The 20,620-nt window shown below is 67.7% G+C and carries 24 protein-coding genes and 4 pseudogenes; 17 read left to right on the top strand and 11 right to left on the bottom strand.

The window, feature by feature from the left end:
* The first annotated feature begins 26 nt into the window (after positions 1-26).
* Positions 27-209, top strand: a complete 183-nt coding sequence (locus ACH4U7_RS46605) for an IS3 family transposase (protein ID WP_398533830.1) — start codon at positions 27-29, stop codon at positions 207-209.
* On the opposite strand, the gene ACH4U7_RS46600 is transcribed toward ACH4U7_RS46605, so the two are convergent.
* From ACH4U7_RS46600 to ACH4U7_RS46585, 4 genes are all read right to left on the bottom strand, one after another.
* Positions 187-1,149, bottom strand: a complete 963-nt coding sequence (locus ACH4U7_RS46600; RefSeq protein WP_398533869.1) for an IS110 family transposase — start codon at positions 1,147-1,149, stop codon at positions 187-189. The two genes, ACH4U7_RS46605 and ACH4U7_RS46600, sit on opposite strands and share 23 nt — an antisense overlap.
* A gap of 61 nt (positions 1,150-1,210) precedes the next feature.
* Positions 1,211-2,293, bottom strand: a complete 1,083-nt coding sequence (locus ACH4U7_RS46595; RefSeq protein WP_398533868.1) for an integrase core domain-containing protein — start codon at positions 2,291-2,293, stop codon at positions 1,211-1,213.
* A 154-nt stretch (positions 2,294-2,447) separates the two neighbouring features.
* A complete protein-coding gene (locus ACH4U7_RS46590) occupies positions 2,448-2,696 on the bottom strand; it encodes a hypothetical protein (protein ID WP_398533829.1) in 249 nt (82 codons plus the stop codon).
* Positions 2,697-2,902: 206 nt separating this feature from the next.
* Positions 2,903-3,670 (bottom strand): dienelactone hydrolase family protein, encoded by a 768-nt coding sequence (locus ACH4U7_RS46585; RefSeq protein WP_398533828.1) that lies wholly within the window; start codon positions 3,668-3,670, stop codon positions 2,903-2,905.
* 331 nt (positions 3,671-4,001) lie between these two features.
* Between ACH4U7_RS46585 and ACH4U7_RS46580 the strand changes: the two genes are divergently transcribed.
* From ACH4U7_RS46580 to ACH4U7_RS46565, 4 genes are all read left to right on the top strand, one after another.
* Positions 4,002-4,451 (top strand): transposase, encoded by a 450-nt coding sequence (locus ACH4U7_RS46580; protein WP_398533827.1) that lies wholly within the window; start codon positions 4,002-4,004, stop codon positions 4,449-4,451.
* 127 nt (positions 4,452-4,578) lie between these two features.
* The gene (locus ACH4U7_RS46575; RefSeq protein ID WP_014173936.1) at positions 4,579-4,941 is read left to right on the top strand and encodes a MarR family winged helix-turn-helix transcriptional regulator; all 363 of its coding nucleotides are present in this window, start codon (positions 4,579-4,581) and stop codon (positions 4,939-4,941) included.
* Positions 4,938-6,371, top strand: a complete 1,434-nt coding sequence (locus ACH4U7_RS46570) for an MFS transporter (protein ID WP_398533826.1) — start codon at positions 4,938-4,940, stop codon at positions 6,369-6,371. Before ACH4U7_RS46575 ends, ACH4U7_RS46570 begins: the two co-directional genes overlap by 4 nt.
* Before the next feature lie 33 nt (positions 6,372-6,404).
* On the top strand, positions 6,405-6,698 hold the full coding sequence (locus ACH4U7_RS46565; RefSeq protein WP_060897481.1) for a DUF1330 domain-containing protein: 294 nt from the start codon (positions 6,405-6,407) through the stop codon (positions 6,696-6,698).
* Positions 6,699-6,792: 94 nt separating this feature from the next.
* Here the strand turns inward: ACH4U7_RS46565 and ACH4U7_RS46560 are convergent, their stop codons facing one another.
* Together ACH4U7_RS46560 and ACH4U7_RS46555 are read right to left on the bottom strand one after the other, a co-directional pair.
* Entirely contained in the window at positions 6,793-7,431 is a 639-nt protein-coding gene (locus ACH4U7_RS46560; protein ID WP_398533825.1) for a Tn3 family transposase, read from the bottom strand.
* Positions 7,432-7,440: 9 nt separating this feature from the next.
* Positions 7,441-8,532 (bottom strand): integrase core domain-containing protein, encoded by a 1,092-nt coding sequence (locus tag ACH4U7_RS46555; protein ID WP_398533824.1) that lies wholly within the window; start codon positions 8,530-8,532, stop codon positions 7,441-7,443.
* A gap of 267 nt (positions 8,533-8,799) precedes the next feature.
* Here ACH4U7_RS46555 and ACH4U7_RS46550 point away from each other — a divergent pair, with 267 nt between their 5' ends.
* The 8 genes and pseudogenes from ACH4U7_RS46550 (at position 8,800) to ACH4U7_RS46515 (ending at position 14,824) form a co-directional block, all read left to right on the top strand.
* Positions 8,800-9,648, top strand: a complete 849-nt coding sequence (locus tag ACH4U7_RS46550) for an oxidoreductase (protein ID WP_398533823.1) — start codon at positions 8,800-8,802, stop codon at positions 9,646-9,648.
* A gap of 20 nt (positions 9,649-9,668) precedes the next feature.
* Entirely contained in the window at positions 9,669-10,283 is a 615-nt protein-coding gene (locus tag ACH4U7_RS46545) for a TetR/AcrR family transcriptional regulator (protein WP_398533822.1), read from the top strand.
* A 114-nt stretch (positions 10,284-10,397) separates the two neighbouring features.
* Positions 10,398-11,489, top strand: a pseudogene (locus tag ACH4U7_RS46540) (integrase core domain-containing protein).
* A 182-nt stretch (positions 11,490-11,671) separates the two neighbouring features.
* Positions 11,672-12,133, top strand: a complete 462-nt coding sequence (locus ACH4U7_RS46535) for a hypothetical protein (protein WP_398533821.1) — start codon at positions 11,672-11,674, stop codon at positions 12,131-12,133.
* A 167-nt stretch (positions 12,134-12,300) separates the two neighbouring features.
* A pseudogene (locus ACH4U7_RS46530) lies at positions 12,301-13,130 on the top strand (integrase); the annotation flags it as partial.
* A gap of 169 nt (positions 13,131-13,299) precedes the next feature.
* Positions 13,300-13,743 carry a hypothetical protein gene (locus tag ACH4U7_RS46525; RefSeq protein WP_398533867.1) on the top strand — a complete coding sequence of 148 codons (444 nt, stop codon included), beginning with the start codon at positions 13,300-13,302 and terminating at the stop codon, positions 13,741-13,743.
* 258 nt (positions 13,744-14,001) lie between these two features.
* Positions 14,002-14,265 carry a hypothetical protein gene (locus tag ACH4U7_RS46520; RefSeq protein WP_398533820.1) on the top strand — a complete coding sequence of 88 codons (264 nt, stop codon included), beginning with the start codon at positions 14,002-14,004 and terminating at the stop codon, positions 14,263-14,265.
* Positions 14,266-14,287: 22 nt separating this feature from the next.
* Complete coding sequence (locus ACH4U7_RS46515; RefSeq protein WP_398533819.1) at positions 14,288-14,824, top strand: hypothetical protein; 537 nt, start codon at positions 14,288-14,290, stop codon at positions 14,822-14,824.
* Positions 14,825-14,886: 62 nt separating this feature from the next.
* On the opposite strand, the gene ACH4U7_RS46510 is transcribed toward ACH4U7_RS46515, so the two are convergent.
* Both ACH4U7_RS46510 and ACH4U7_RS46505 read right to left on the bottom strand, forming a co-directional pair.
* Entirely contained in the window at positions 14,887-15,132 is a 246-nt protein-coding gene (locus ACH4U7_RS46510; RefSeq protein WP_398533818.1) for a hypothetical protein, read from the bottom strand.
* A 190-nt stretch (positions 15,133-15,322) separates the two neighbouring features.
* Positions 15,323-15,553, bottom strand: a complete 231-nt coding sequence (locus tag ACH4U7_RS46505) for a hypothetical protein (protein ID WP_398533874.1) — start codon at positions 15,551-15,553, stop codon at positions 15,323-15,325.
* On the opposite strand from ACH4U7_RS46505, the pseudogene ACH4U7_RS46500 reads away from it, so the two are divergent.
* The 4 genes and pseudogenes from ACH4U7_RS46500 to ACH4U7_RS46485 all read left to right on the top strand — a co-directional run.
* Positions 15,470-16,150, top strand: a pseudogene (locus tag ACH4U7_RS46500) (integrase); the annotation flags it as partial. The gene ACH4U7_RS46505 and the pseudogene ACH4U7_RS46500 sit on opposite strands and share 84 nt — an antisense overlap.
* 49 nt (positions 16,151-16,199) lie before the next feature.
* Positions 16,200-16,460, top strand: a complete 261-nt coding sequence (locus tag ACH4U7_RS46495) for a hypothetical protein (RefSeq protein ID WP_398533873.1) — start codon at positions 16,200-16,202, stop codon at positions 16,458-16,460.
* A 206-nt stretch (positions 16,461-16,666) separates the two neighbouring features.
* Positions 16,667-17,863, top strand: coding sequence for an IS110 family transposase (locus ACH4U7_RS46490; RefSeq protein WP_398533817.1), 1,197 nt, complete (start codon positions 16,667-16,669; stop codon positions 17,861-17,863).
* Positions 17,864-17,920: 57 nt separating this feature from the next.
* Positions 17,921-18,379 carry a DUF4279 domain-containing protein gene (locus tag ACH4U7_RS46485; RefSeq protein ID WP_398533816.1) on the top strand — a complete coding sequence of 153 codons (459 nt, stop codon included), beginning with the start codon at positions 17,921-17,923 and terminating at the stop codon, positions 18,377-18,379.
* Between the two features lie 307 nt (positions 18,380-18,686).
* Here ACH4U7_RS46485 and ACH4U7_RS46480 read toward each other — a convergent pair.
* The 3 genes and pseudogenes from ACH4U7_RS46480 to ACH4U7_RS46470 all read right to left on the bottom strand — a co-directional run.
* Positions 18,687-19,200: pseudogene (locus ACH4U7_RS46480) on the bottom strand (integrase); the annotation flags it as partial.
* 83 nt (positions 19,201-19,283) lie between these two features.
* On the bottom strand, positions 19,284-20,342 hold the full coding sequence (locus tag ACH4U7_RS46475) for an integrase core domain-containing protein (protein WP_398533815.1): 1,059 nt from the start codon (positions 20,340-20,342) through the stop codon (positions 19,284-19,286).
* Positions 20,303-20,602, bottom strand: a complete 300-nt coding sequence (locus ACH4U7_RS46470) for a nitrilase-related carbon-nitrogen hydrolase (RefSeq protein ID WP_398533814.1) — start codon at positions 20,600-20,602, stop codon at positions 20,303-20,305. Before ACH4U7_RS46470 ends, ACH4U7_RS46475 begins: the two co-directional genes overlap by 40 nt.
* Positions 20,603-20,620: the final 18 nt, after the last annotated feature.

Raw genomic sequence — 20,620 nt, 5'->3', positions numbered from 1 at the left:
GGCGGTCAGATCCGGGTCGTCCACCATTGCCGCAAGAGAGGTTTGCGCTGATCCAGCGCCTGGCCAGAGAGAACCCGACCTGGGGGTACGTGAGGATCCAGGGGGAGTTGCGTCGGCTTGGTCATCGGGTAGCCGCTGCGACTGTCCGACGCGTTCTGCGCCGCTCCGGTCTACCCCCCGAGGCTGCTATGTCGTGTCAAGCCGCTTGAGGTAGCTCTTCGAGGGCCGGCTGGTTCCTTCGTTCGAGGATCTTGAAGATTTGGCGGCAGATGTTGCGCTTGAGGCATCGCTGCGCGTCGCGGGGGCTCTTGCCCTCGCCGATGCGGCGGGCGACGAAACCGGGATCGGCGCGACGCCGGCGAAGGAGGCGAAGGCGGCCTCGGAACGGAACCGGCCCGGATGCGACCAACTGACCAGGATCTGCGCTGCGGTGATCGGCCCGACGCCGAGCAACTCCAAAAGTTCAGGGGCCTGTTGGCGGATGAGCTGGAGGAGCTCGTTCTCCAGCTCGCGGGCCTCGGCCTGGAGGTGCCGGATGCGCTGGGCAGTGGAACGCAGGGCGCGGATGGTCATCCGGTGCTCGGCGGACAGCGCGAGGCGGTCGCGGAGGCCGGCACAGCGCGTGACCTGCTGCGGTCGGCTGAGGCGACGCAGTTCGGCACGGAGGTCATCCGGCGCGGAGACGATCAGCGCCTTGAGCTGGTTGATGGCTGCGGTGGAGGCGTGCACGGCGCCCTGCCGGGTGGCCAGCAGGACGCGCATCGCCTCGCGTTCCCCGCGGCTTCGGGGCTGGATCACGTGCTCGGTGGCCAGGGCCTCACGCGCCGCGCGGATGGCGTCGAGCATGTCCGTCTTGCGGCCTCCACGGACCGGCGGGCGCTTGGGGCGGCAGACCTCGACGACGCGTTCACCGGCGTCCTCGAGAAAGGCGGCGAGGCCGGCGCCGTAGCTGCCGGTTCCTTCGAGTGCCCAGCAGCGGCGGCCGGGCACGTGCTGGCGGGCGAACGCAAGCAGGCGCTGGTAGCCGCGGGTGTGAGCGGGTGCGTCGGTGGTCTCCAGGACGGCCCCGATGGGGCTGATGGCGGCTGCGGCGAGTGTGTCGCGGTGGGTGTCGACCCCAATGACGCCGTCGACGTGTTCTGCGAGCATGGTCACGCGGTTGTTCTCCTCTGGGCGGACGGTGTGCCGCTCGAAAAGTCATCGCGGCGCGTCATGCCGCATGTCTGTACTCGTTGATGATGCCGCCGAGGATCCGGGTGCGCTCGACTTTGTGGGTGTGGAGGTCATGCGCTGCGGCGGGTTGTTCGTGAGCGTCGGGTGGTAGCTGGTTGCGGGCTTGGTGGGGTCGGTGCTGGTTGTAGTGCCGCTCGTAGGCCGCGAGGATGTGGCGGGCGTGGGCCTGGTTCATGATGAGGACGTGGTCGAGGGCTTCGCGTCGGATGGTGCCGATGATGCGTTCGCAGTGCGCGTTCATCCGGGGAGCTTGTGGCGCACTTTTGAGGATCTCCATGTCCTCGGCTTGGAAGACGGAGTCGAATGCCTGGCTGTACTTGCCATCGCGGTCGCGCAGCAAGAAGTGCGGGGAATCGTTGCGTGTGGCCAGGTCGACGGTGAGATTCCTTGCCTGCTGCACTGCCCAGTCCTGTGTCGGGCGGGCGGTGACCCCGGTGATGTGCAGTCGCCGGGTGCCGTGCTCGAGGGACACCAGCGCGTACAGCCGCTTGCCGAGGGCGGTGTCGATGTGGAAGAAGTCTGCCGCGATGATGCCCTCGGCTTGCGTGGTCAGGAACTCGCGCCAGGTGGGGCCTGCGCGGCGCGGTGCCGGATCGACGCCCGCGGCATGCAGGATCTCCCAGACCGTCGATGCAGCCATCCGATGGCCGAGTCGGGTCAGTTCCCCCTGGATCCGCCGGTGCCCCCACCTCGGATTCTCCCGGGCTAGCCGTAGGACGAGCTTCTTGATCGCTGCCGTGGTGGGTGGGCGTCCGGTGCGCCGGCGCGCGGTGTAGTCCCACTTCGCGGCGATGAACCTGCGATGCCAGGCCAGCAGGGTGCCGGGAGTGACAGGGAAGATCTCGCGCCAGTGGCGCCGGGGTATCAGCCCGGACAGGGCGGCGAACCAGAACCGGTCGGTGGACCCGTAGCGGACCGGTTCGGCCAACTGGCGGCGCAGGAGCGCGTTCTCGTGCCGCAGGACCAGCAGTTCCGCGTCCTTCGCTGTCCCGCGACGTAGGAGCACCGATGGAACCGTCAGCAGCTTTCGGGTCACCCTGTACAGCAAGGGCACGATCACGGAGGACATGATCCCAGCGGACTGGCCGTACCACTCCCACCTGCGACGATGACTTTTCGAGCGGCACAGGACTCTCTCGCCCGATTCGGTCGACCTGGTGAAACCGGTGGGCCGCTCACGATGAACACGCAGCTGAGGCTGATCGAATCAGGTCTCACCACGAATCGGGCGACAGAGCCCCACAGGGTCCGGTCGGCGGCGGTTCGCCGGCGAGCATCCATCCCCACGTCGTGAGGGAGATCCGGTAGATCCGCGCGGAGGACTTCGCGATGCCCGCGCCGGTGAGGTACCGCTCGACCGCCGCGGTGTACGACGACGGCGGGGCGGACAGAGGTGCGACCCGAGCGCGCGGCAACTGAAGTGCGCCCCCGCTCCCGAGTTCGGTCACCGGTTCGATCGTCACGCCGTCCCGCCCTTCCGGTACTGCCGCAGTAAATGCGTACACCTCGCCCCGGCGGCCGGATTGGTCCGCCGCAGGTCGCGGTGATCACGGTAGGGGCTCTGTCGCAGTAAATCCGTTATTTACTGCGATAGTTGTGAATGCGTCTCCGCGGTCGAGTAACCGCCCGAATTGCGTTTCTGCTGTGCGGACTTGAGGGGAGTGGACTGTCAGTGCCCGGGGCCAGCATGCTTACCTGGGTCATGCCCCAGATCCTCCGTCACGGGCAGGCACTCGGCGAGCAGGTCGACGACGTCGCGCCAGGCTCGCTGCGCGTGCCGTGGGTGGTAGCCGACGCCGGGGACCACGGGGTGGCCGACCGGCGGGTGGTGGAAGGCGTGCAAGGCGCCGCCGTAGACCGTGAGGCGCCAGTCGACGCCCGCGGCCTGCATCTCAGCGGTGAACGCGTTCCGTTGCGCGGGCGGCATGATCGGGTCTTCCGACCCGACCCCGGCCCACACCGGGCAGCGAATGCGCGCCGCCTCGCCCGGTCGGCCCGTGGTCAGTGCGTTGACTGTCCCGATCGCGCGCAGGCTGACGCCGCCGCGCCCGAGTTCCAGCCCGACGGCACCTCCCGTGCCATAGCCGACGGCGGCGATCCGGTCGGGGTCGGTCCGCGGTTCGGTGCACAACACATCGAGCGCCGCATGGCCGATGCCTCGCATCCGCTCGGGATCGGCGAGCAGCGGCAGGCAACGGGCCAGCATCTCCTCGGGGTCGCCCAAATAGCGCCCGCCATGAAGGTCGAAGGCCAGCGCTATATATCCCAGCTCGGCGAGAGCATCGGCCCGGCGGCGCTCGACGTCGCTGAGCCCCATGCCCTCTGGTCCGAGCAGCACCGCGGGCCGGCGGTCGACACCGGCCGGGAGCGCGAGGTGCCCGATCATCGTCAAACCGTCGGCCGGATACTCGACCGTACGCGTCGTAATCGCCGTCATGAGACTGGACTGTAGTGATCGTCGAGCCCGGTCCGGCCGGTGTTCTGCCGCTGGCAGAACAGCGCGGGCCGAGACCGGCGGCGGTCAGGTCCTGCTCGCGCAGCGGGGTGAAGTCGACGTCGAGTTTCGGGTCGTACGCCTCGGGCTGGATGCCGAGTTCGTGGGTGCTGTACTCGCCGAACCGGTTGATGTGCTCGGTCAGGTACGGCGAGATGTGCGCCAGGTCTTCCGGGTCGGACCCTGTCGGGAATCTTGAGGACGGACAGTCAATGATCGTGACGTTGCGTCAGGATTGTGGGAGCGTTCTGCCCATGTCCCCCAGGAGCCTGACATGTCCCTCCAGCCCCGTCCCGGGGCCGAGATCCCGGCGCTGACCGCGCGGGTCGCCCGGGCCAGCAGCCCCCACGGCACCACTGCGATGTGGATCCGAGACCGCCTCGACGGCCTGTTCAGCGACGAGGACTTCACCGCCTGGTACCCGCGCGACGGCCGCCCCGGGCTCTCGCCCGCGCAGCTGGCCACCGTCTGCGTGCTGCGGTACGCGCTGAACCTGTCGGACCGCCAGGCCGCCGAGGCGGTGCGCTGCCGCATCGACTTCAAGTACGCCCTCGGCCTGGAGCTGGAAGACCCCGGCTTCCACCACAGCGTGCTGTCCGACTTCCGCGACCGGCTCGCCGAGGGCGACCGCGCCGACCGGCTGCTGGGCCTGGCACTGACCCGGATCCGGCGGGCCGGCCTGCTCAAGGGGCGCGCCGCCCGCGCCAGTCGACCATTTCCATAAACTATGAATATAAAAATGCTATGCTTCGAGCATGAGTCGTCAAGACACCGCTCCTGGCGCGTCCGCCGCCATCGGGGCAGCCCTCTACGGCCTGGCCACCAGGGCCGCGAGACGCCTGCCTCGGGACATGAGCCTGACGTCCGCCGCCACCCTGGCCACCCTGGACCGGACCGGCCCGCGGCGCATCACCGATCTGGCCGCGGTCGAGGGCGTCACCCAGCCCGCGATGACCGCCCTGGTCCGGGTGATGGAGGAGTCCGGCCTGGTCGAGCGGCGGGGCGACGCGTCCGACAAGCGGGTCACGCTGGTGTGCCTGACCGAGGCCGGCGCCTCCTATGTCCGAACGCGGCGCCAGGCGGGCGTCCACGCGTTCGAGCGGTTGATCGGCGAGCTCACCGGCGACGAGGTCGAGGCGCTGGTGGCGGCCCTTCCGGCGCTGAAGCATCTGGCAGAGCTCGAAAGCCAGGACCGCGAAGGGCCGAAGCAGTGACCGGGCAGCCGGTCGGCGGGGTCTCGGTGAAGGCGTTCCCGGTGGCGCGTTCCGAGGCGCGGCTGCTGGTCCCCGCCCTGATGTTCATCGCTCTGGTCGTGGCGGCGGTCGCCAGCCTCGGGACGCCGCTCATCACCAGCGTGGCGACCTCGTTCCACGTCTCGCTCGGCAGCGCGCAGTGGACGCTGACCGTCGCGCTGCTCAGCGGCGCCGTCGCCACGCCGGTCCTGGGCCGGCTCGGAGCCGGTCGGCACCGGCGGGCCACGATCCTCGCCACGCTGGCGGTCGTCGTCGCCGGCAGCGCGCTCACCGTGCTGCCGCTGCCGTTCGCGTGGCTGCTGGCCGGCAGGGCGGCCCAGGGCGTCGGGCTCGGGCTGACGGCGCTGATGATGGGCGTGGCCCGGGACCACCTCCCCGAGGAGCGCAGCGCGGCCGTGATCGCCCTGATCTCGGTGGTCTCGATCATCGGGGCCGGCGTCGGCTACCCGCTGGCCGCACTGCTCGCCGAGCTCGGCGGGGTACGGGCCGCCTACGGCCTCGGCCTGGTCGTCACCGCCGCCGCCCTCCTGACCGCGTGGCGCTCCATGCCCGAAGCCCCCGAAGGCCGCTCCGCCCACGTGGACGTGGCAGGCGCGGTCGTCCTGGCCGCTGCGCTGCTCCTGGTGCTGTTCCTCGCCGGCGAACGGAATCTGTGGAGCCGGCACCTCGCCGTGGCGGCGGGCCTCGCCATCGTCGCGGTGGTGCTGCTCTGCGTCTGGGCCGTCATCGAGCTGCGCAGCACGACGCCCCTGGTCGATGTGCGGGCGGTGCGGCACCCGGCGGTCGCCGGGGCGAACCTCGCCATGTTCGTCGGCGGGATCGGCATGTACCTCCTGCTCACGCTCATCACCCGGTACGCGCAGACGCCGCACGGCGCCGGCTACGGCTTCGGGCTGACGACCTTCGTCGCCGGGCTGGTCCTCATCCCGTTCTCGGTGCTGGGGTTCGTCGCCGGCAAGCTCACGCCGCGGGTCCGGACGCGGATCGCCGACCCCCTGCTCCTGGCCGGCAGCGCCGTCGTGGTCGGCGGCGGGTTCGCCCTGTTCGCGGCGGCCCGGTCGGACCTGGCCGAACTGTTCGCGGCGATGGGCGTGCTCGGCTTCGGCGTCGGCGGCTTCTCGGCCGCGATGCCCGGCGTCATCCTGGCCGTCACCCCCAAGAGCGAGACGTCGAGCGCCATGAGCTTCAACTACGTCGTCCGCAGCGTCGGGTACTCCCTGGGCAGCGCCATCGGCGGCCTGATCCTCGCCGCGAGCACCGGCCCCGGCCACCTCTTCCCCGACGACAGCGCCTACACCACCGCGGCACTGGTCGGCATCGGCGCCATGGCGATCACGACGCTGACAAGCCTCGCTCTCGCCCGCCGACGCTCGTCCGAGACCAACCCGTAAGTCAGATGCACTCATCCCAACACTGGAGGTTCCATGCCCAAGGGCTACTGGGTCAGCGTCTACCGCACCATTTCAGACCCTGAGAAACTGGCTGCTTACAACAAGCTGGCCGCTCCGGCCGTCAAGGCCGGGGGCGGTCGGACCTTCGTCCGTGGCGGTCGGGTCGTGGCGCATGACGCCGGAATCGCCGAGCGCACCGTCCTGATCGAGTTCGACAGCTTCGAGCAGGCCGTCGCGGCGCACGAGAGTGCGGCCTACCAAGAGGCGCTGGTCGCCCTCTCCGACGGCGTCGAGCGCGACTTCCGCATCGTCGAAGGCATCGACTGACCGAGGTCCAGTCGGATCTTCACTGAAGCAGCAGGATTCTGGGGTATACCGGCTCGCTCCCGTGAAGGGCGTCACCAGCTAGTTCCCTCACGGCTCAGGCAGCCTGGCCGAGACCGGCGGCGGTCAGGTCCTGCTCGCGCAGCGGGGTGAAGTCGACGTCGAGTTTCGGGTCGTACGCCTCGGGCTGGATGCCGAGTTCGTGGGTGCTGTACTCGCCGAACCGGTTGAACGACTCGACCTTGTTGGTCGCCGCGGTCACCCGTCGGCGAAGCGGCGCGTCCGAGAGGTAGCGCAGGAGCTGGACGGTGCGGATCACGCGGCCGACCTCGCGGAAGGCGGCGTAGGTGGCGTTCTTCCTCGACCCCGAGCGCAGGCGCTTGAGCAGTGTGGAGGAGGAGATGGTGCCCTCGCGTACGGAGACGGCCACCCGCATCAGGTGACGGAACTGGGACTCGATCAGGTCGAAGTCAATGACGTGCTTGCCCGGCTCGCCGAACAGGGCGTCGATGTGCACGTACTCGCTCTGCTTGGAGGGCCGGTAGAAGGTCAGTTCCTTCCAGTTCCTGATCCTGGGCAGCAAGTCGAAGCCCAGCAGGTGGGCGAGCGCAAAGACAGGGAAGCTCTGGCCCTGCGTATCCGCGTGCACCGTGGTCGGCTGCACCTCGCTGGTGTTCTTCAGCAGTCCCTCGATGATGTAGACGGCCTCCCACACCTGCGGGTGCCGATAAATCATCCACGCAGCTCAGGCCGCATGCTGGTATGCGTGGAGGGTTCCGCCGAGTCGGTCTCTTCGGTCGATGTTCAGGTGGGCGAGCTGGGCTTGTTGGGTGATGGGTTCGGGTAGTGGGCGGCATGGAGCGGCTTGTTCCAGGGCCCTGTGCGGGCGGTGCTCGTTGTAGAAGTATTCGTACTCGCGCAGGGCGTGGAGGAGGTGGCTCTGGTTCCAGATCAGGGTCCGGTCCAGGAGTTCTGTGCGGCAGGTCTGTATCCAGCGCTCCATGAGCGAGTTCATCCGGGGTATCCGAATGCCGGTGGTGACGACCTTGAGACCGGCGTAGGTCATCAGGGCGTCGAAGGCGGCGGTGAACTTCGCGTCGCGGTCGCGGATGAGGAACTTCGCCTTGCTGCCCGCGTCTTCGAGATCCATGAGGAGGTTGCGTCCGAGCTGCACGATCCACTCCGCGGTGGGGTGTGCGGTGGTGGCGAGGATCCGGATGCGGCGGGTGGTGTGCTCGATGACGGCGCAGACGTACAGGCGCGCCCCCGTCAGAGTGTGGACTTCGAAGAGATCGCAGGCGAGAAGGGTCTTGGCCTGGCTGCGGAGGAAGTCGGCCCAGGTGGTGCTCTGCCGTTCGGGTGCGGGTGGGATGCCGTGCTCGCGGAGGATCTCCCAGACGGTGGAGGCGGCGACCTTGATCCCCAGTGCCGCGAGTTCGCCGTGGATACGACGATACCCCCACGAGGCATTCTCCCTGACCAGGCGCAGGACCAGGGCGCGGATCGACCGTAGGGTGCGCGGGCGTCCGCGTCGCCTGGGTACGCAGGTCGCGGCATGGCGCCGCCTGAGCAGTTCACGATGCCGGCGCAACACCGTCTCGGGGCGGACCAGCAGCAGAAGGTGCCGCAGTCTGTCTTTGGGCAGGTGGCGCAGAAGGCCGGCGAGGACGGCACGGTCGCTGTCGGTGAAGCTCGGCTTGCCGACCTGGCGCTGCAGGACCAGCAGCTGGTGCCGGAGTACGAGGATCTCGATGTCCTTGTCTCTGTCGCTCATCGGCAGGAGGCGCAAGAACGCCAGGGCGTTGGTCGCGGCGAGGTAGGCCAGGCGCAGCAGCACGACAGATCATGATGCCGCCCCGGCCCTTTGCGGGTGAAGGCACTTGGGCGAATGACAAGGAGAGCCGAAGATCCGTGATCAGGCTCCCGACCTGCGTGGATGATTTATCGGCACCCGCAGGGTCGGTGAGGGACCGGATTGACCTCGGCTGAGCATGATGCCGTTGGGGCGACAGAATCAACATCACGTCCATAAAACTCGACGTTGTGTAGACTTTCTGGGTGAGGGGGGCAGTCCAGCTCCTCGCGAGACCTTTCTGGAGGAGCAGTGCAGCAGCAGAAGTGGCTCATCACCGGCGTCAGCACGGGCCTTGGACGTGCCTTCGCCCAAGCCGCCTTGACCGCCGGGCACACCGTCGTCGGCACGGTCCGCTCCGAGGAGGACCTGCGGGCCTTCGAAGGGCTCGCACCCGGGTACGCTCACGGCCGCATCCTGGATGTGACCGACGACGCCGCCGTCTCGAGTGTGATCACGGAGGTGGAGCAGAGCGTCGGCCCCCTGGATGTCGTCGTCGCCAACGCGGGCTACGGCCTGGAGGGCACCTTCGAGGAGACGCCGCTGGCCGACGTGCGGCGGCAGTTCGAGGTCAACGTATTCGGGACAGTGGCCACGCTGCAGGCGGCCCTGCCCCACATGCGCCGGCGCCGCCGCGGACACCTGATGGCCGTCACCTCCATGGGCGGGCTGATGGCCGTGCCCGGCATGTCCGCCTACTGCGGCAGCAAGTTCGCCCTGGAAGGCATCCTTGAGGCACTGGGCAAGGAGGTCGCACAGTTCGGGATCCACGTGACGGCGATCGAGCCCGGATCCTTCCGCACCGACTGGGCCGGACGGTCCATGACACGCACCGCGCGGTCCATCGACGACTACGACGAGCTGTTCACCCCCATCCGTGAAGCGCGGCAGAAGGCCAGCGGGAACCAGCTGGGCAATCCGGCCAAGGCCGGGGACGCCGTCGTGCACATCGCGTCGGTCGACCAGCCGCCGGCCCACCTCGTCCTGGGCTCGGACGCACTGCGACTGGTCACCGCCGCGCGCACGGCAGTGGACGAGGACATCCGCGCGTGGGAGACGCTCTCCCGTACCACCGATTTCGCCGAGGGCGCTCAGCTCTGATGCCCGCCCACCACCCCGCGATGCCCGGCCACCACCCCGCGCGGAGCCGACGCACCACCGAACGCAAGGGTGACGTCCGGGAGCGGGCCATCCTCGACACCTGTGAAGCTCTGCTGGCGCAACAGGGCTATGACGCCATGACCGTTGGCGACATCGCGCAGGGCGCCGGCATCACACGCGGCGCCCTGTACTTCTACTTCGGCTCCAAACAAGAAGTGGTCACGGCACTCGTGGCCCGGACCGTGGCGCACCTGTGGGAGCGGTCCAGGGCCACCGCGCAGACCGACGAGCCACGCCAGGCCATCGCAGCAGCCATGCGGCGCACGGTCGAGCTGTGGAACGAGCACGGTCTGGTCATGCGCACGGCGATCGACCTGTCATTGACCGTGCCGGAGATCGGCGAGCTGTGGAGCCACACAGCTGACTTGTTCATCACGGCCATCACCGCCGTCCTGGAACGAGCCGGCGTTGAGGCCGGCACTGAACCAGAGCAAGCGACGGCGATGGCACGCGCCCTGTGCTGGATGATCGAGCGGACTTTCTACCACGCCTCGCAAGAGTCCCGCGAGGAGTTGCAAAAGGCATCTTCGACCTGCGAACACATCTGGCTGATCAGCGCCGGCCTGATCACCTGATGCATCTGGTGTGGACGGTGAGGCGCGAAACCGAACCTGTGCCGTTCAGGAATGCGTCGCTGCAGGTCGTAGGCGGTCTGGCGGGGTCTGCGGGCGCGCTGGGGCCATGTCCAGGTGATCGTCTCACTGGTGTATCAGGTCACACGGAAGCTGCTCTCGGTTCCAGCGGTGTTGCTGCGTCGGCAGACGGCCCAAGACGCTGAATTGCTCGTGCTCCGGCACGAGAACGCGGTGCTGCACAGGCAACTTGCGAGTCCGGAGCGGTACCAGTGGGCGGCCGGTCCGGTTGTGGTTCGCGGCACTGTCCTCGCTGATACCCCGGCGTCGCTGCGCGCAGGCGTTCCCTGTGACGCCAGGGACGTTGCTCCGCTGGCATCGGCGTCTCGTTGCACGCAGGTGGGACTACAGCGAGTGCCGCAGCAGGCCGGGCCGGCCGGCGACAGCGGAAGCCGTGAAGAAGGCGGTGCTGCGGCTGGCGCGGGAGAACCCGCGCTGGGTTGCCGCAGGATTCAGGGGGAACTCGCCCGGCTGGGCCACAGGATCGGCGCCTCCACGGTCTGGAAGATCTTGACGGCAGCCGGTGTCGACCCGGCTCCCCGCCGCAGCGGGCCGACATGGCGCGAGTTCCTGACATCCCAGGCCGAGGCCGTCATCGCCTGCGACTTCCTGCACATCGACCTGGTGGATCTTCGCCGCATCTACGCGCTGGTCTTCCTCGAGCACGGCACGCGCCGCCTCCACATCGCCGGCGTCACCGCTCATCCGACTGCGCAGTGGACGGCCCAGCAGGCCCGCAACCTCGCTCTTGAGGTGGGCGTGCGCCTCGAGTCGCTGCGCTTTGTGGTCCGCGACCGGGACAGCAAGTACACCGAATCCTTCGAAGCGGTCTTCGAAGCTGAGGGCATCGAAACCGTCAGGACCGCCCCGCGGGCCCCGCGGATGAACGCGCACTGCGAGAGGGTGATTGGGACACTGCGGCATGAACTCCTCGATCACGTGCTGATCTGGAACGACACCCACGCTCGCCACATCCTCGACGGCTACGCCCGGCACTACAACGGCCATCGCCCCCATCAGGCCCGAGGACAACGTCCGCCCCTTACCGACAGCCGGACCGCACCATTGACCGACTCGAGCACTCCGCGACGACTACTCCAGACTCGCGTCCTCGGCGGCCTGATCAACGAGTACAGGCACGCGGCCTGACCAGCCACGACGGATTTCTGAACGGCACAGGTTCCCCGACAAGTACGATCAGCACATCAAGGACATGGTGGCCAGCCTGAAGCACAACAAGCTCCTCCAGGCGATGCTCAAGAAACGAGGATGGAGCATCGACGAGAACGCCCTGCTGGCGTGAGAGTCCGGGGCAAACCGAGGGAGTGAGCATGGAACTGGAACTGCTGCCGCATGTCGGCGTCGCGCGATTCCGGCTCGGCATGTCGGTCGAGGAAGCGCGCGGCGCGTTGGACGAGTGGGGGCTCTTCCGGGTGGTCGCGAGTGACGCGGACCCGGGACAGATCACGCTCACGCACGACGCGTCCCGGCTGGGCATCGTGCTCGGGTTCACCAAGGGCGCGCTGAGCGGTGTGGAGCTGTTCCGGTTCCGGAACGAGGACGCCGACGTGCGGGTGCTGCTCGACGGGCTCGACGTCTTCCGCACCCCGAGCGAGGGCCTCTTCGAACAGCTCGCGGAACAGGGCCACACCATCGAGGAGAACGACCTGGGCTTCGACGCCCTGCCGGAGCTGAAGGTGATCCTCGCGAACCAGAGCAGCTACGAGTACCCGATGGACGAAGAGGGCGACCCGATCTACTACGACTACGTCCTGGTCGCCGACCAGATCTGAGCGGCTTCCCGCACGAGGACCGCGGCTGAGCGTGTCAGAGGCGGACACTGCGGGTGCCAATAAATCGTCCACGCAGGTCGGGAGCCTGATCATGGATCTTCGGCTCTCCTTGTCATTCGCCCAAGTGCCTTCACCCGCAAAGGGCCCCGGCGGCATCATGATCTGTCGTGCTGCTGCGCCTGGCCTACCTCGCCGCGACCAACGCCCTGGCGTTCTTACGCCTCCTGCCGATGAGCGACAGAGACAAGGCCATCGAGATCCTCGTACTCCGCACCAACTGCTGGTCGTGCAGCGTCAGGTCGGCAAGCCGACCCTCACCGACAGCGACCGTGCCATCCTCGCGGGCCTGCTCCACCACCTCCCCAAAGACAGACTGCGGCGCCTTCTGCTCCTGGTCCGCCCCGACACAGTGTTGCGCTGGCATCGTGAACTACTTCGGCGGCGCCATGCCGCAACCTGCGTGCCCAAGCGACGCGGACGCCCGCGCACCCTACGGTCGATCCGCGCCCTGGTCCTGCGCCTGGTCAGGGAGAATGCCTCGTGGGGGTATCGTCGTATCCACGGCGAACTCGCGGCACTGGGGATCAAGGTCGCCGCCTCCACCGTCTGGGAGATCCTCCGCGAGCACGGCATCCCACCCGCACCCAAGCGGCAGAGCACCACCTGGGCCGACTTCCTCCGCAGCCAGGCCAAGGCCATTCTCGCCTACGATCTGTTCGAAGTCCGCACGCTGACGGGGGCGCGCCTGTACGTCTTCGCTGTCATCGAGCACGCCACCCGTCGCATCCGGGTCCTCGGCGCCACGGCACACCCCACTGCGGAGTGGATCGTGCAGCTCGGACGCAACCTCCTCATGGACCTCGAGGACGCGGACGGCAAGGCAAAGTTCCTCATCCGCGACCGCGATTCCAAGTTCACCGCCGCCTTCGACGCCCTGATGACCGATGCCGGTCTCAAGATCGTCACCACCAGCATTCGGATACGACGGATGAACTCGTGATGCCACCAGCACCCGACACTTCGCCGTCGGATCGACAGGTCGCGTCACCGGCGTACAAGCTCACGGATGGTCCGAGACCTACGCCTACGACACAGCCGGCAACCAAACCCACGCCACAGCCCCGGCACATGGCTCAGGGGGCGACCGGGCATACAGCGGCACCCTCATCCGCCGTGCGGGCCGTACCACCTACGAACACGACGCCGCCGGCCGGCTCATCCGCAAAGCCTGCAAACTCCCGAGCGGTCAAACCCGCTCTTGGACCTACGCCTGGAACGCCCAGGACCAGCTCACCAAAGCCACCAATCCGCTTGGCGAGGAGTGGACGTACGCCTACGACCCTCTGGGGCGCCGCATCACGAAAACCAGCCCGGACGGAAAACCCCTGACCTTCACCTGGGACGGCACCCGTCTCGCCGAGCAAGCCACCTGCGATGGTGCCACCACCACCTGGAACTACAGCCCTGGCACCCACTGCCCGCTGACCCAAACTCACCGCGAACTGGGCGCCACCCGCCACTACGCCATCATCACCGACGCTGTCGGCACCCCCACTGAACTCCTCTCCGCCGACGGTCGTTTGGCCTGGCAGCACCGCACCACCCTCTGAGGCACCCCGCTCCCCACCCGACCCGTCGATGATGGGAGGAGCGTCGACTGCCCCCTGCGCTTCCCCGGCCAATACGCCGACCTCGAAACCGGCCTGAACTACACCCACTTCCGCTACTAAGATCCCGAAACTGCCCGCTACCTCACCTCAGATCCGATCGGTCTCGCCGGTGGCTACGCGCCGCACAGTTACGTTCCCAACCCGTTCATGTGGCTTGACCCTCTCGGACTGTCCCTCCTCGACGTCAGCAAGAACGGCGTGCGCACCGTCGTGCACGAGTACGACGTCGACAAGCCAGCGCACGCTCATGTCACCGGTGGCGGGGGCCGCGAGGTGCGGATCGGGCCGAACGGCCACCTTCTGCACAACCAACCGGAGCTGAACAGTCGACAGCGACAGGTGGTGGAACATTACAAGTCTGAGATCAGGAGAGCCGTCAAGAAGCTCGGCAGGCGAAATCTTGCGGAGCAGGAAGAAGAGCGGCGTAAGGCCGCCAAGGACCAAACGTGCGGCAAGGGATAAAGCGATGACATTGCATTCCGATGTGGCCGAGTTGCTGGCGGGGGCCGGCATCGTCGACGTGGACGTCGACGATGCCGTCGCGGACGAGCACATCCGATCGTCCGCCTACCAACGCGTCGTCTCGGTAACCGCTTCCTCGCGGAGCCGCGACCGAGACCGCGCGATTGTGGCCACGATCCTGCGCGACCCCATCGACATCGTGTCCAAGACGGCGGTGGTCGCCCTCGTGGACAAAATCGCGATGAAGGTGACCGGTTCCGCCGAGTTCCGGCAGTGGTCGGCCGAACTACTGCCAGAGATCGACCAGCTCAAGGCAGAGGGGTACCGCGAGTTCATCCGCCGCCGCATCCACGACTGGCTGTACCACCTGTCCATCAAGGACGGCCATACGCCGACACCAGCCGAGTTGGCGAAGGTCACGGACTGGATGCAGCGCCGCCTCGCCGAGCATTCGATGTCGCCGGCGGTACTCACCCTGCTCGCCGAGTCGGGCAGAACCAGGAAGACACGAAACATCGCGCAGAACCGAGCCGGAAGCCGCGACCTGAGAACGAAATGAGAACTTCTTCTTGGCCCTAATGAGTCGGTAGCGGGTGCCGCTCGAAAAGTCGTCGCTGCATGTCATGCTGCATATCTGTACTCGTTGATGAGGCCGCCGAGGATCCGGGTGCGCAGGACTTTGCCGGTGCTGAGGCTATGCGCCGCGGCGGGTTGCTCGTGGACGTCGGGTGGTAGCTGGTTACGGGCCTGGTGGGGTCGGTGCGGGTTGCCGCCGCCACGGTCCGCCGCGTTCTGTGCCGATCCGGTCTGCCGCCCGCACCGCAGCGTGCCTCCCAGCAGACCTGGCGCTCGTTCCTCCGCGCTCAAGCCCTGCGCTTGCCGAAAATATCATCCGCCCTGGTGGGATGCGGTGTGCGCGGTGTACCGGGGGTCGACCGGCGTAGTCGCCCGAGCGGGCGCTCTCGCGAGGCTGGCGCTCGCGGGGGCAAGATGATCGACCGTGTTGCTGTGACTGGCCTGCTTGGGCGTGGCGAATGCGTTCGCCATGCTGCGCCTGCTACCGATGGGCGATCGGGACAAGACTGTCGAGATACTCGCCTTGCGCCATCAGATCATGGTGCTGGAGCGCCAACTCGGCAAGGAGCGGGTGCGGTTCGCCCCGAGCGACCGGGCATTTCTGGCGGCGCTGCTGCACCGGCTTCCCATGGACGTGCTCCGCGGAGTGCGGCTGCTGGTGCGTCCGGTCACGGTGCTCCGCCGGCACCGTGACCTTCTCGCCCGCCGCCATGCTGTCGCCTCCCGGCCCAGGCGTTCGGGACGGCCTCGGACCGTGCACTGCGTGCGGGCCCTGGTGTTGCGCCTGGCGCGGGAGAATCCCGGCTGGGAGTATCGGCGCCTGCACGGTGAACTGCTCGTCCTGGGCGTGAAGGTGGCCGCTTCCACCGTCTGGGAGATCCTGCAAGAGGCCGGCATCGATCCAGCACCCGAGCGGTTCTCCAGCACGTGGGCGGACTTTCTGCGCTCCCAGGCCGATGCCCTGCTGGCCTGTGACTTCTTCGAAACGGTCACCCTGTCCGGGGCTCGGATGTACGTGCTTGCCGTCATCGAGCATGCCAGCCGACGGATCCGGGTCCTGGGTGCCACCGCGCACCCAACCTCTTCATGGGTGGCGCAGGCTGCGAAGAACCTCGCCATGGATCTTGAGGACCTCGACTGCCGGGCACGATTCATGATCAGGGACCGGGACGGGAAGTTCTCCGACCTGTTCGATGCCATCCTGGCGGATGCGGGGATCGAGGTCGTGCTCAGCGGCGTTCAGATGCCGAGAATGAACTCTTATCGGCAAGCGCAGGGCCGCCGTCGCCACCGCCCTGGCCTTGACCGCCATAACCACGGCGGCCATGGCCGACACCCACACGCACCACCGTGCAACCGTGAGCGAGCAGGAGCAACTGCAATCGCTCTACAAGGCGGCCAAGGCCGAGGGCGGCAAGGTCACCGTCTACATGGGCGGCAACGCCCCCGGCCAGTGGGACAGCCTGGCCGCCGCGTTCCGGCAGCAGTTCCCGGACGTCGAGCTGCACCTGGTCACCGACCTGAGCAAGTACCACGACGCCCGCATCGACAACCAGCTCTGCGGGTTCCGATACATCATCCGCGCAGCTCAGGCGGCTCTACCTTCTTGGTCGGGTTGACCGAGCCATTCGTAGGGTTGGGTCGCCCAGGGGCGCTGGGTGTGGCTATCAGGCGGCTGCCGATCCATGGCTGAGCAAGCTTTGCCGCCCGGCGCCCCACGACGACTCGGCCGCCGATTAGGAAGCGCGAACAAGTCGCTGTGTAGAGCAATGCCGGCGAGGTCGTCCGTGGCACGAACAGCACGAACCAGCACGTCAGGAGCACGATGAGCCGGATATGGGCGGGGATCGACAGCGGCAAGGGCCACCATCACGGCCTCGCACTGGACACAGACGGAAAGACCTTGCTGTCGCGACGGGTCGCCAACGACGAACCCGAGTTGCTGAAACTCATCGGGGACGTCCTTGACCTGGCCGACGGTCGTCAGGTCACCTGGGCCATCGACATGACGGGCGGGGAACCTGCGCTGCTGCTGGCCCTGCTGGTCAACCACGGCCAGGAGGTCCTCTACATCCCTGGCCGCCTGGTGAACCGGGCGTCCGACGGTTACCGCGGTGAGGGCAAGACCGACGCCCGCGACGCCTACGTCATCGCCGACCAGGCCAGGATGCGCCGCGACCTGCGGCCCATCCGCCCCGGCGATGAAGCGGTCATCGAGCTCAAGCTGCTGACCGCACGCCGCGCCGACCTGGTCGAGGACCGCACCCGCGTGGTCAACTGCCTGCGCGGCACCCTGCTGAGCATGTTCCCCGCTCTGGAGCGGGCCCTGGACGTCACCAACACCGGGCCTCTCAGGCTGCTGACGGGCTACCAGACCCCGGCCGCGATCCGCCGGGCCGGCGTCATACGGCTGACGAAGTGGCTGGCCAACCGCAAGGTCCGCAACGCCCGAGCCCTGGCCGAAGCGGCCGTCGAGGCGGCCGAGCGGCAGCACACCGCGATCCCCGGGGAGAAGACCATCGCGAAGCTGGTCCACACCCTGGCCGAGGAGGTGATGGCCCTCAACGAGCAGATCTCCGAGGTGGACAAGCTCATCGAGGGCGGGTTTCACGAGCACGAGCTCGCCGAGATCGTCCTGAGCGTCCCGGGCATCGGCGCCGTGCTCGGCGCGGAGTTCCTGGCCGCTGTCGGCGGCGGCCTGGACGAGTTCGACTCCCCGGACGCGCTGGCGGCCTTCGCCGGCGTCGCCCCGGCGCCCCGCGACTCGGGCAAGGTCAGCGGCAACCTCCACCGGCCGGTCACCTACCACCGCAGACTCCAGCGGGTCTTCTACACCTCCGCGCTGGTCAGCGTCCGCTACGACCCGAACTCGCGGATGTTCTACGACCGCAAACGCGCCGAAGGCAAGAAGCACGTCCAGGCCGTGCTCGCGCTCGCCCGCCGACGCGTCAACGTCATCTGGGCCCTGATCCGTGACCGACGGTGCTATGAGGTCACACCTCCGGTCACCGAGGCTGCCTGACTGCTGGGCACGCATAATCACAGTCGGCCCATTTCCCGCGTGGCTATCCTCCACGGGATGCCACTTCGCCAGCACGCCTACTTCGCACTGTTCAGCCGGCACACCACGGCAGACGACATGGCCTCCGGGCTGGGCATCCCCCCTGACGAGGTGACTGTTCGCGGCAGCCGGTTCACCGAGCCGGCGGTGGTTCCGGTCGACCACTCGTGGATGGTTGTCTGCCGGGAGTCGGGTCTGCGCGTCGACGAGCAGATCACCTGCATTCTCGACAGACTTCAGCCCCACACGGACCGCATCTGCGACCTCACCAGACATCTGGCCCGCACCGGCGGCGGAGCAGTGCTTCAAATCGTGCGCTACTTCAACGACACCGACCAAGCCCAGCCAGGCGCAGCGGACGCCCCCAACCTCTTCGGCTGGCACCTGGACCGCAAGGTCCTGGACTTCCTCAACGCCACCGGAGCCGAGCTCGACATCGACGAGTACGACATGGCCGGAGCCGAGGACACCACGTGACCACATGACCCCGTACTCACCTCGCACATGCGTCGCACTCCGACGGCTTGACAACAGCATTAGGAAGCGTGCTGGTACTGGTGGAGCGTTCCGCCGAGTCGGTCTCGTCGGCTGACTTCCAGGTGGGTGAGCTGGGCTTGTTGGGTGATGGGTGTTGGTCGCGGCGAGGTAGGCCAGGCGCAGCGGCACGACAGATCATGATGCCGTCGGGGCCTTGTACAGGTGAAGACGCCGGGGTGAGCGTCGGCCAAAGCCGAAGTTCTCTGAACAAGTTCTCACCTGCGTGGATGATTTACCGGCACCCGCAACGTTCGCAGTGCGCGTTCATCCGTGGGGACCGTGGCGCGGTCCTCATGACCTGGATGTCGTCGGCTTTGAAGACCGCATCGAAGGACTCGGTGTACTTCGCGTCCCGGTCGCGGAGCAAGAAACGCAGAGAGTCCACCAGAACACCCGACTCGACGGCGGGGTTCCTCGCTTGCTGCACCGTCCAGGGCCCGGAGGGATGGGCGGTCACTCCCGCGATGTGCAGCCGGCGTGTGCCGTGCTCGAGGAACACCCAGCGCGTACACCCGGCGCAGATCGACCAAGTCGATGTGGACGAAGTTGCAGGCGATGATGGACTCGGCTTGCGCGGTCAGGAAATCGCGCCATGTCGGACGGCTGCGGCGTGGGGCTGGGTCGATGCCCGCCGCGGTGATGATCTCCCAGATCGTCGTCGAGCCGACCGGGTGTCCGAGCCGGACCAGTTCGCCCTGAATTCGTCGACAGCCCCCATGCGGATTCTCCCTGGCGAGCCGCAGCACCAGAGCCTTCACCGCACCCTGTGCCGCTCGGAAATACGATTCGATGCTGTGTACTGCGGCGATGCCGTTCGGTCAGGCAGCCTGGCGGTACTCGTTGATCAGGCCACCGAGAACGGGCCGTCGTTCGACTCGATGGGGCGTGAGGTCGTTGACGTTGGCCAGGGCGGGTAGTTCGGCACTGTCCGGGGGAGTTGCTGCCGCGACTGGTGGGGGCGGTGCTGGTTGTAGTGCCGGATGTACTCGGTCAGCACCTCCACGGCATGGGCTTCGTTGTAGATCAAGAGCCGGTCGAGGACTTCGCGGCGTAGGGTACCCACGGCTCGCTCGCAGACTGCGTTCGCCTTCGGTGCCCGGGGCGGGCTGAGCAGGATCTCCATGTCGTCGGCCTGGAAGACGGCGTCGAAGGCGCTGGTGTACTTGCTGCCCCGGTCCCGGAGGGGAAAGCGCAGGGAGTCCATCCGGCACCCCAGCATCATGGTGAGGTTCCTGGCCTGTTGGACGGTCCACTGGGTGGTGGGGCGTTCGGTGACGCCGGCGAGGTGAACGCGCCGGGTGTCGTGTTCGATGAAGACCAGGGCGTACAGGCGCTTGAGGGTGATGGTGTCGAGGTGGAGGAAGTCGGCGGCGAGGATGCCGTGGGCCTGGGTGGTGAGGAATTCACGCCAGGTCGGGCCGGAGCGCTGGGGAGCGGGATCGATGCCAGCCGCGTGCAGGATCTCCCAGACTGTGGACGGGGCAATCGGGTAGCCGAGACGTGCGAGTTCGCCCTGTATGCGGCGGTGGCCCCACGTTCCGTTTTCCTTGGCCAGGCCCAGGATGAGCTGTTTGACGGTGGGCGCGGTGGACGGCCTGCCGGGGCGGCGGTGCTGGGGGAACGTCCACTTCCGCACAATGAGTTGTCGATGCCAGGCCAGCAGTGTGGTGGGGGTGACTGCGAATACGCGGCGCCAGCGTTCCCGCGGGACCAGTCGGGAAAGGACGGCGAGCCAGATTCGGTCGGCGGGCTCGTAGCGGACTCGGGCGATCTGGCGGCGTAACACCGCGTTCTCGTGCCGCAACGCCAGGACCTCCGCATCCTTGGCCACGCGGCTGCGCAGCACCGCTGCGGGCACCTTGATCAGGTTCCGGACCAGCGTGGTGACGATTGAAAGCGGCATCGGCAGATCACCCAGGTGCCACGCAGGCCGCCACCCTGCGCAGAGAAGTTGCAGGCCAGAACAGAATCGTATTTCCGAGCGGGACAGGGCTGAAGTTTGCGGTGGACGCGCAGCAGGGTGCCGTCCGGGTCGATGAATACCTGACTGTTGAAACAGGTGCGGGTGCCCGCGAGCCGTTCGTTGACCCCGAGCACCGCGCCGACCCCGGCGCGCGCACACGCGCCCTGGACCCGGGTGATCTGCGGGCCGGGCACCTCCACGGCCGCCTCGGCATAGGC

It is taken from the genome of Streptomyces sp. NPDC020845 (genome assembly GCF_044334165.1).
Taxonomy (GTDB): Bacteria; Actinomycetota; Actinomycetes; order Streptomycetales; family Streptomycetaceae; genus Streptomyces.
The sequence above is the reverse complement of the archived record's forward strand: the minus strand, read 5'-3'. Positions and strand labels throughout refer to the sequence as shown.

Bases quoted from the DNA above. Each gene is read 5' to 3' on its own strand.
- ACH4U7_RS46600 (WP_398533869.1), bottom strand. From the start codon at position 1,149: ATGCTCGCAGAACACGTCGACGGCGTCATTGGGGTCGACACCCACCGC.
- ACH4U7_RS46585 (WP_398533828.1), bottom strand. From the start codon at position 3,670: ATGACGGCGATTACGACGCGTACGGTCGAGTATCCGGCCGACGGTTTG.
- ACH4U7_RS46580 (WP_398533827.1), top strand. From the start codon at position 4,002: ATGTCCCTCCAGCCCCGTCCCGGGGCCGAGATCCCGGCGCTGACCGCG.
- ACH4U7_RS46575 (WP_014173936.1), top strand. From the start codon at position 4,579: ATGAGCCTGACGTCCGCCGCCACCCTGGCCACCCTGGACCGGACCGGC.
- ACH4U7_RS46565 (WP_060897481.1), top strand. From the start codon at position 6,405: ATGCCCAAGGGCTACTGGGTCAGCGTCTACCGCACCATTTCAGACCCT.
- ACH4U7_RS46560 (WP_398533825.1), bottom strand. From the start codon at position 7,431: ATGATTTATCGGCACCCGCAGGTGTGGGAGGCCGTCTACATCATCGAG.
- ACH4U7_RS46545 (WP_398533822.1), top strand. From the start codon at position 9,669: ATGCCCGGCCACCACCCCGCGCGGAGCCGACGCACCACCGAACGCAAG.
- ACH4U7_RS46535 (WP_398533821.1), top strand. From the start codon at position 11,672: ATGGAACTGGAACTGCTGCCGCATGTCGGCGTCGCGCGATTCCGGCTC.
- ACH4U7_RS46505 (WP_398533874.1), bottom strand. From the start codon at position 15,553: ATGGCGGCGGGCGAGAAGGTCACGGTGCCGGCGGAGCACCGTGACCGG.
- ACH4U7_RS46490 (WP_398533817.1), top strand. From the start codon at position 16,667: ATGAGCCGGATATGGGCGGGGATCGACAGCGGCAAGGGCCACCATCAC.
- ACH4U7_RS46485 (WP_398533816.1), top strand. From the start codon at position 17,921: ATGCCACTTCGCCAGCACGCCTACTTCGCACTGTTCAGCCGGCACACC.
- ACH4U7_RS46475 (WP_398533815.1), bottom strand. From the start codon at position 20,342: ATGCCGCTTTCAATCGTCACCACGCTGGTCCGGAACCTGATCAAGGTG.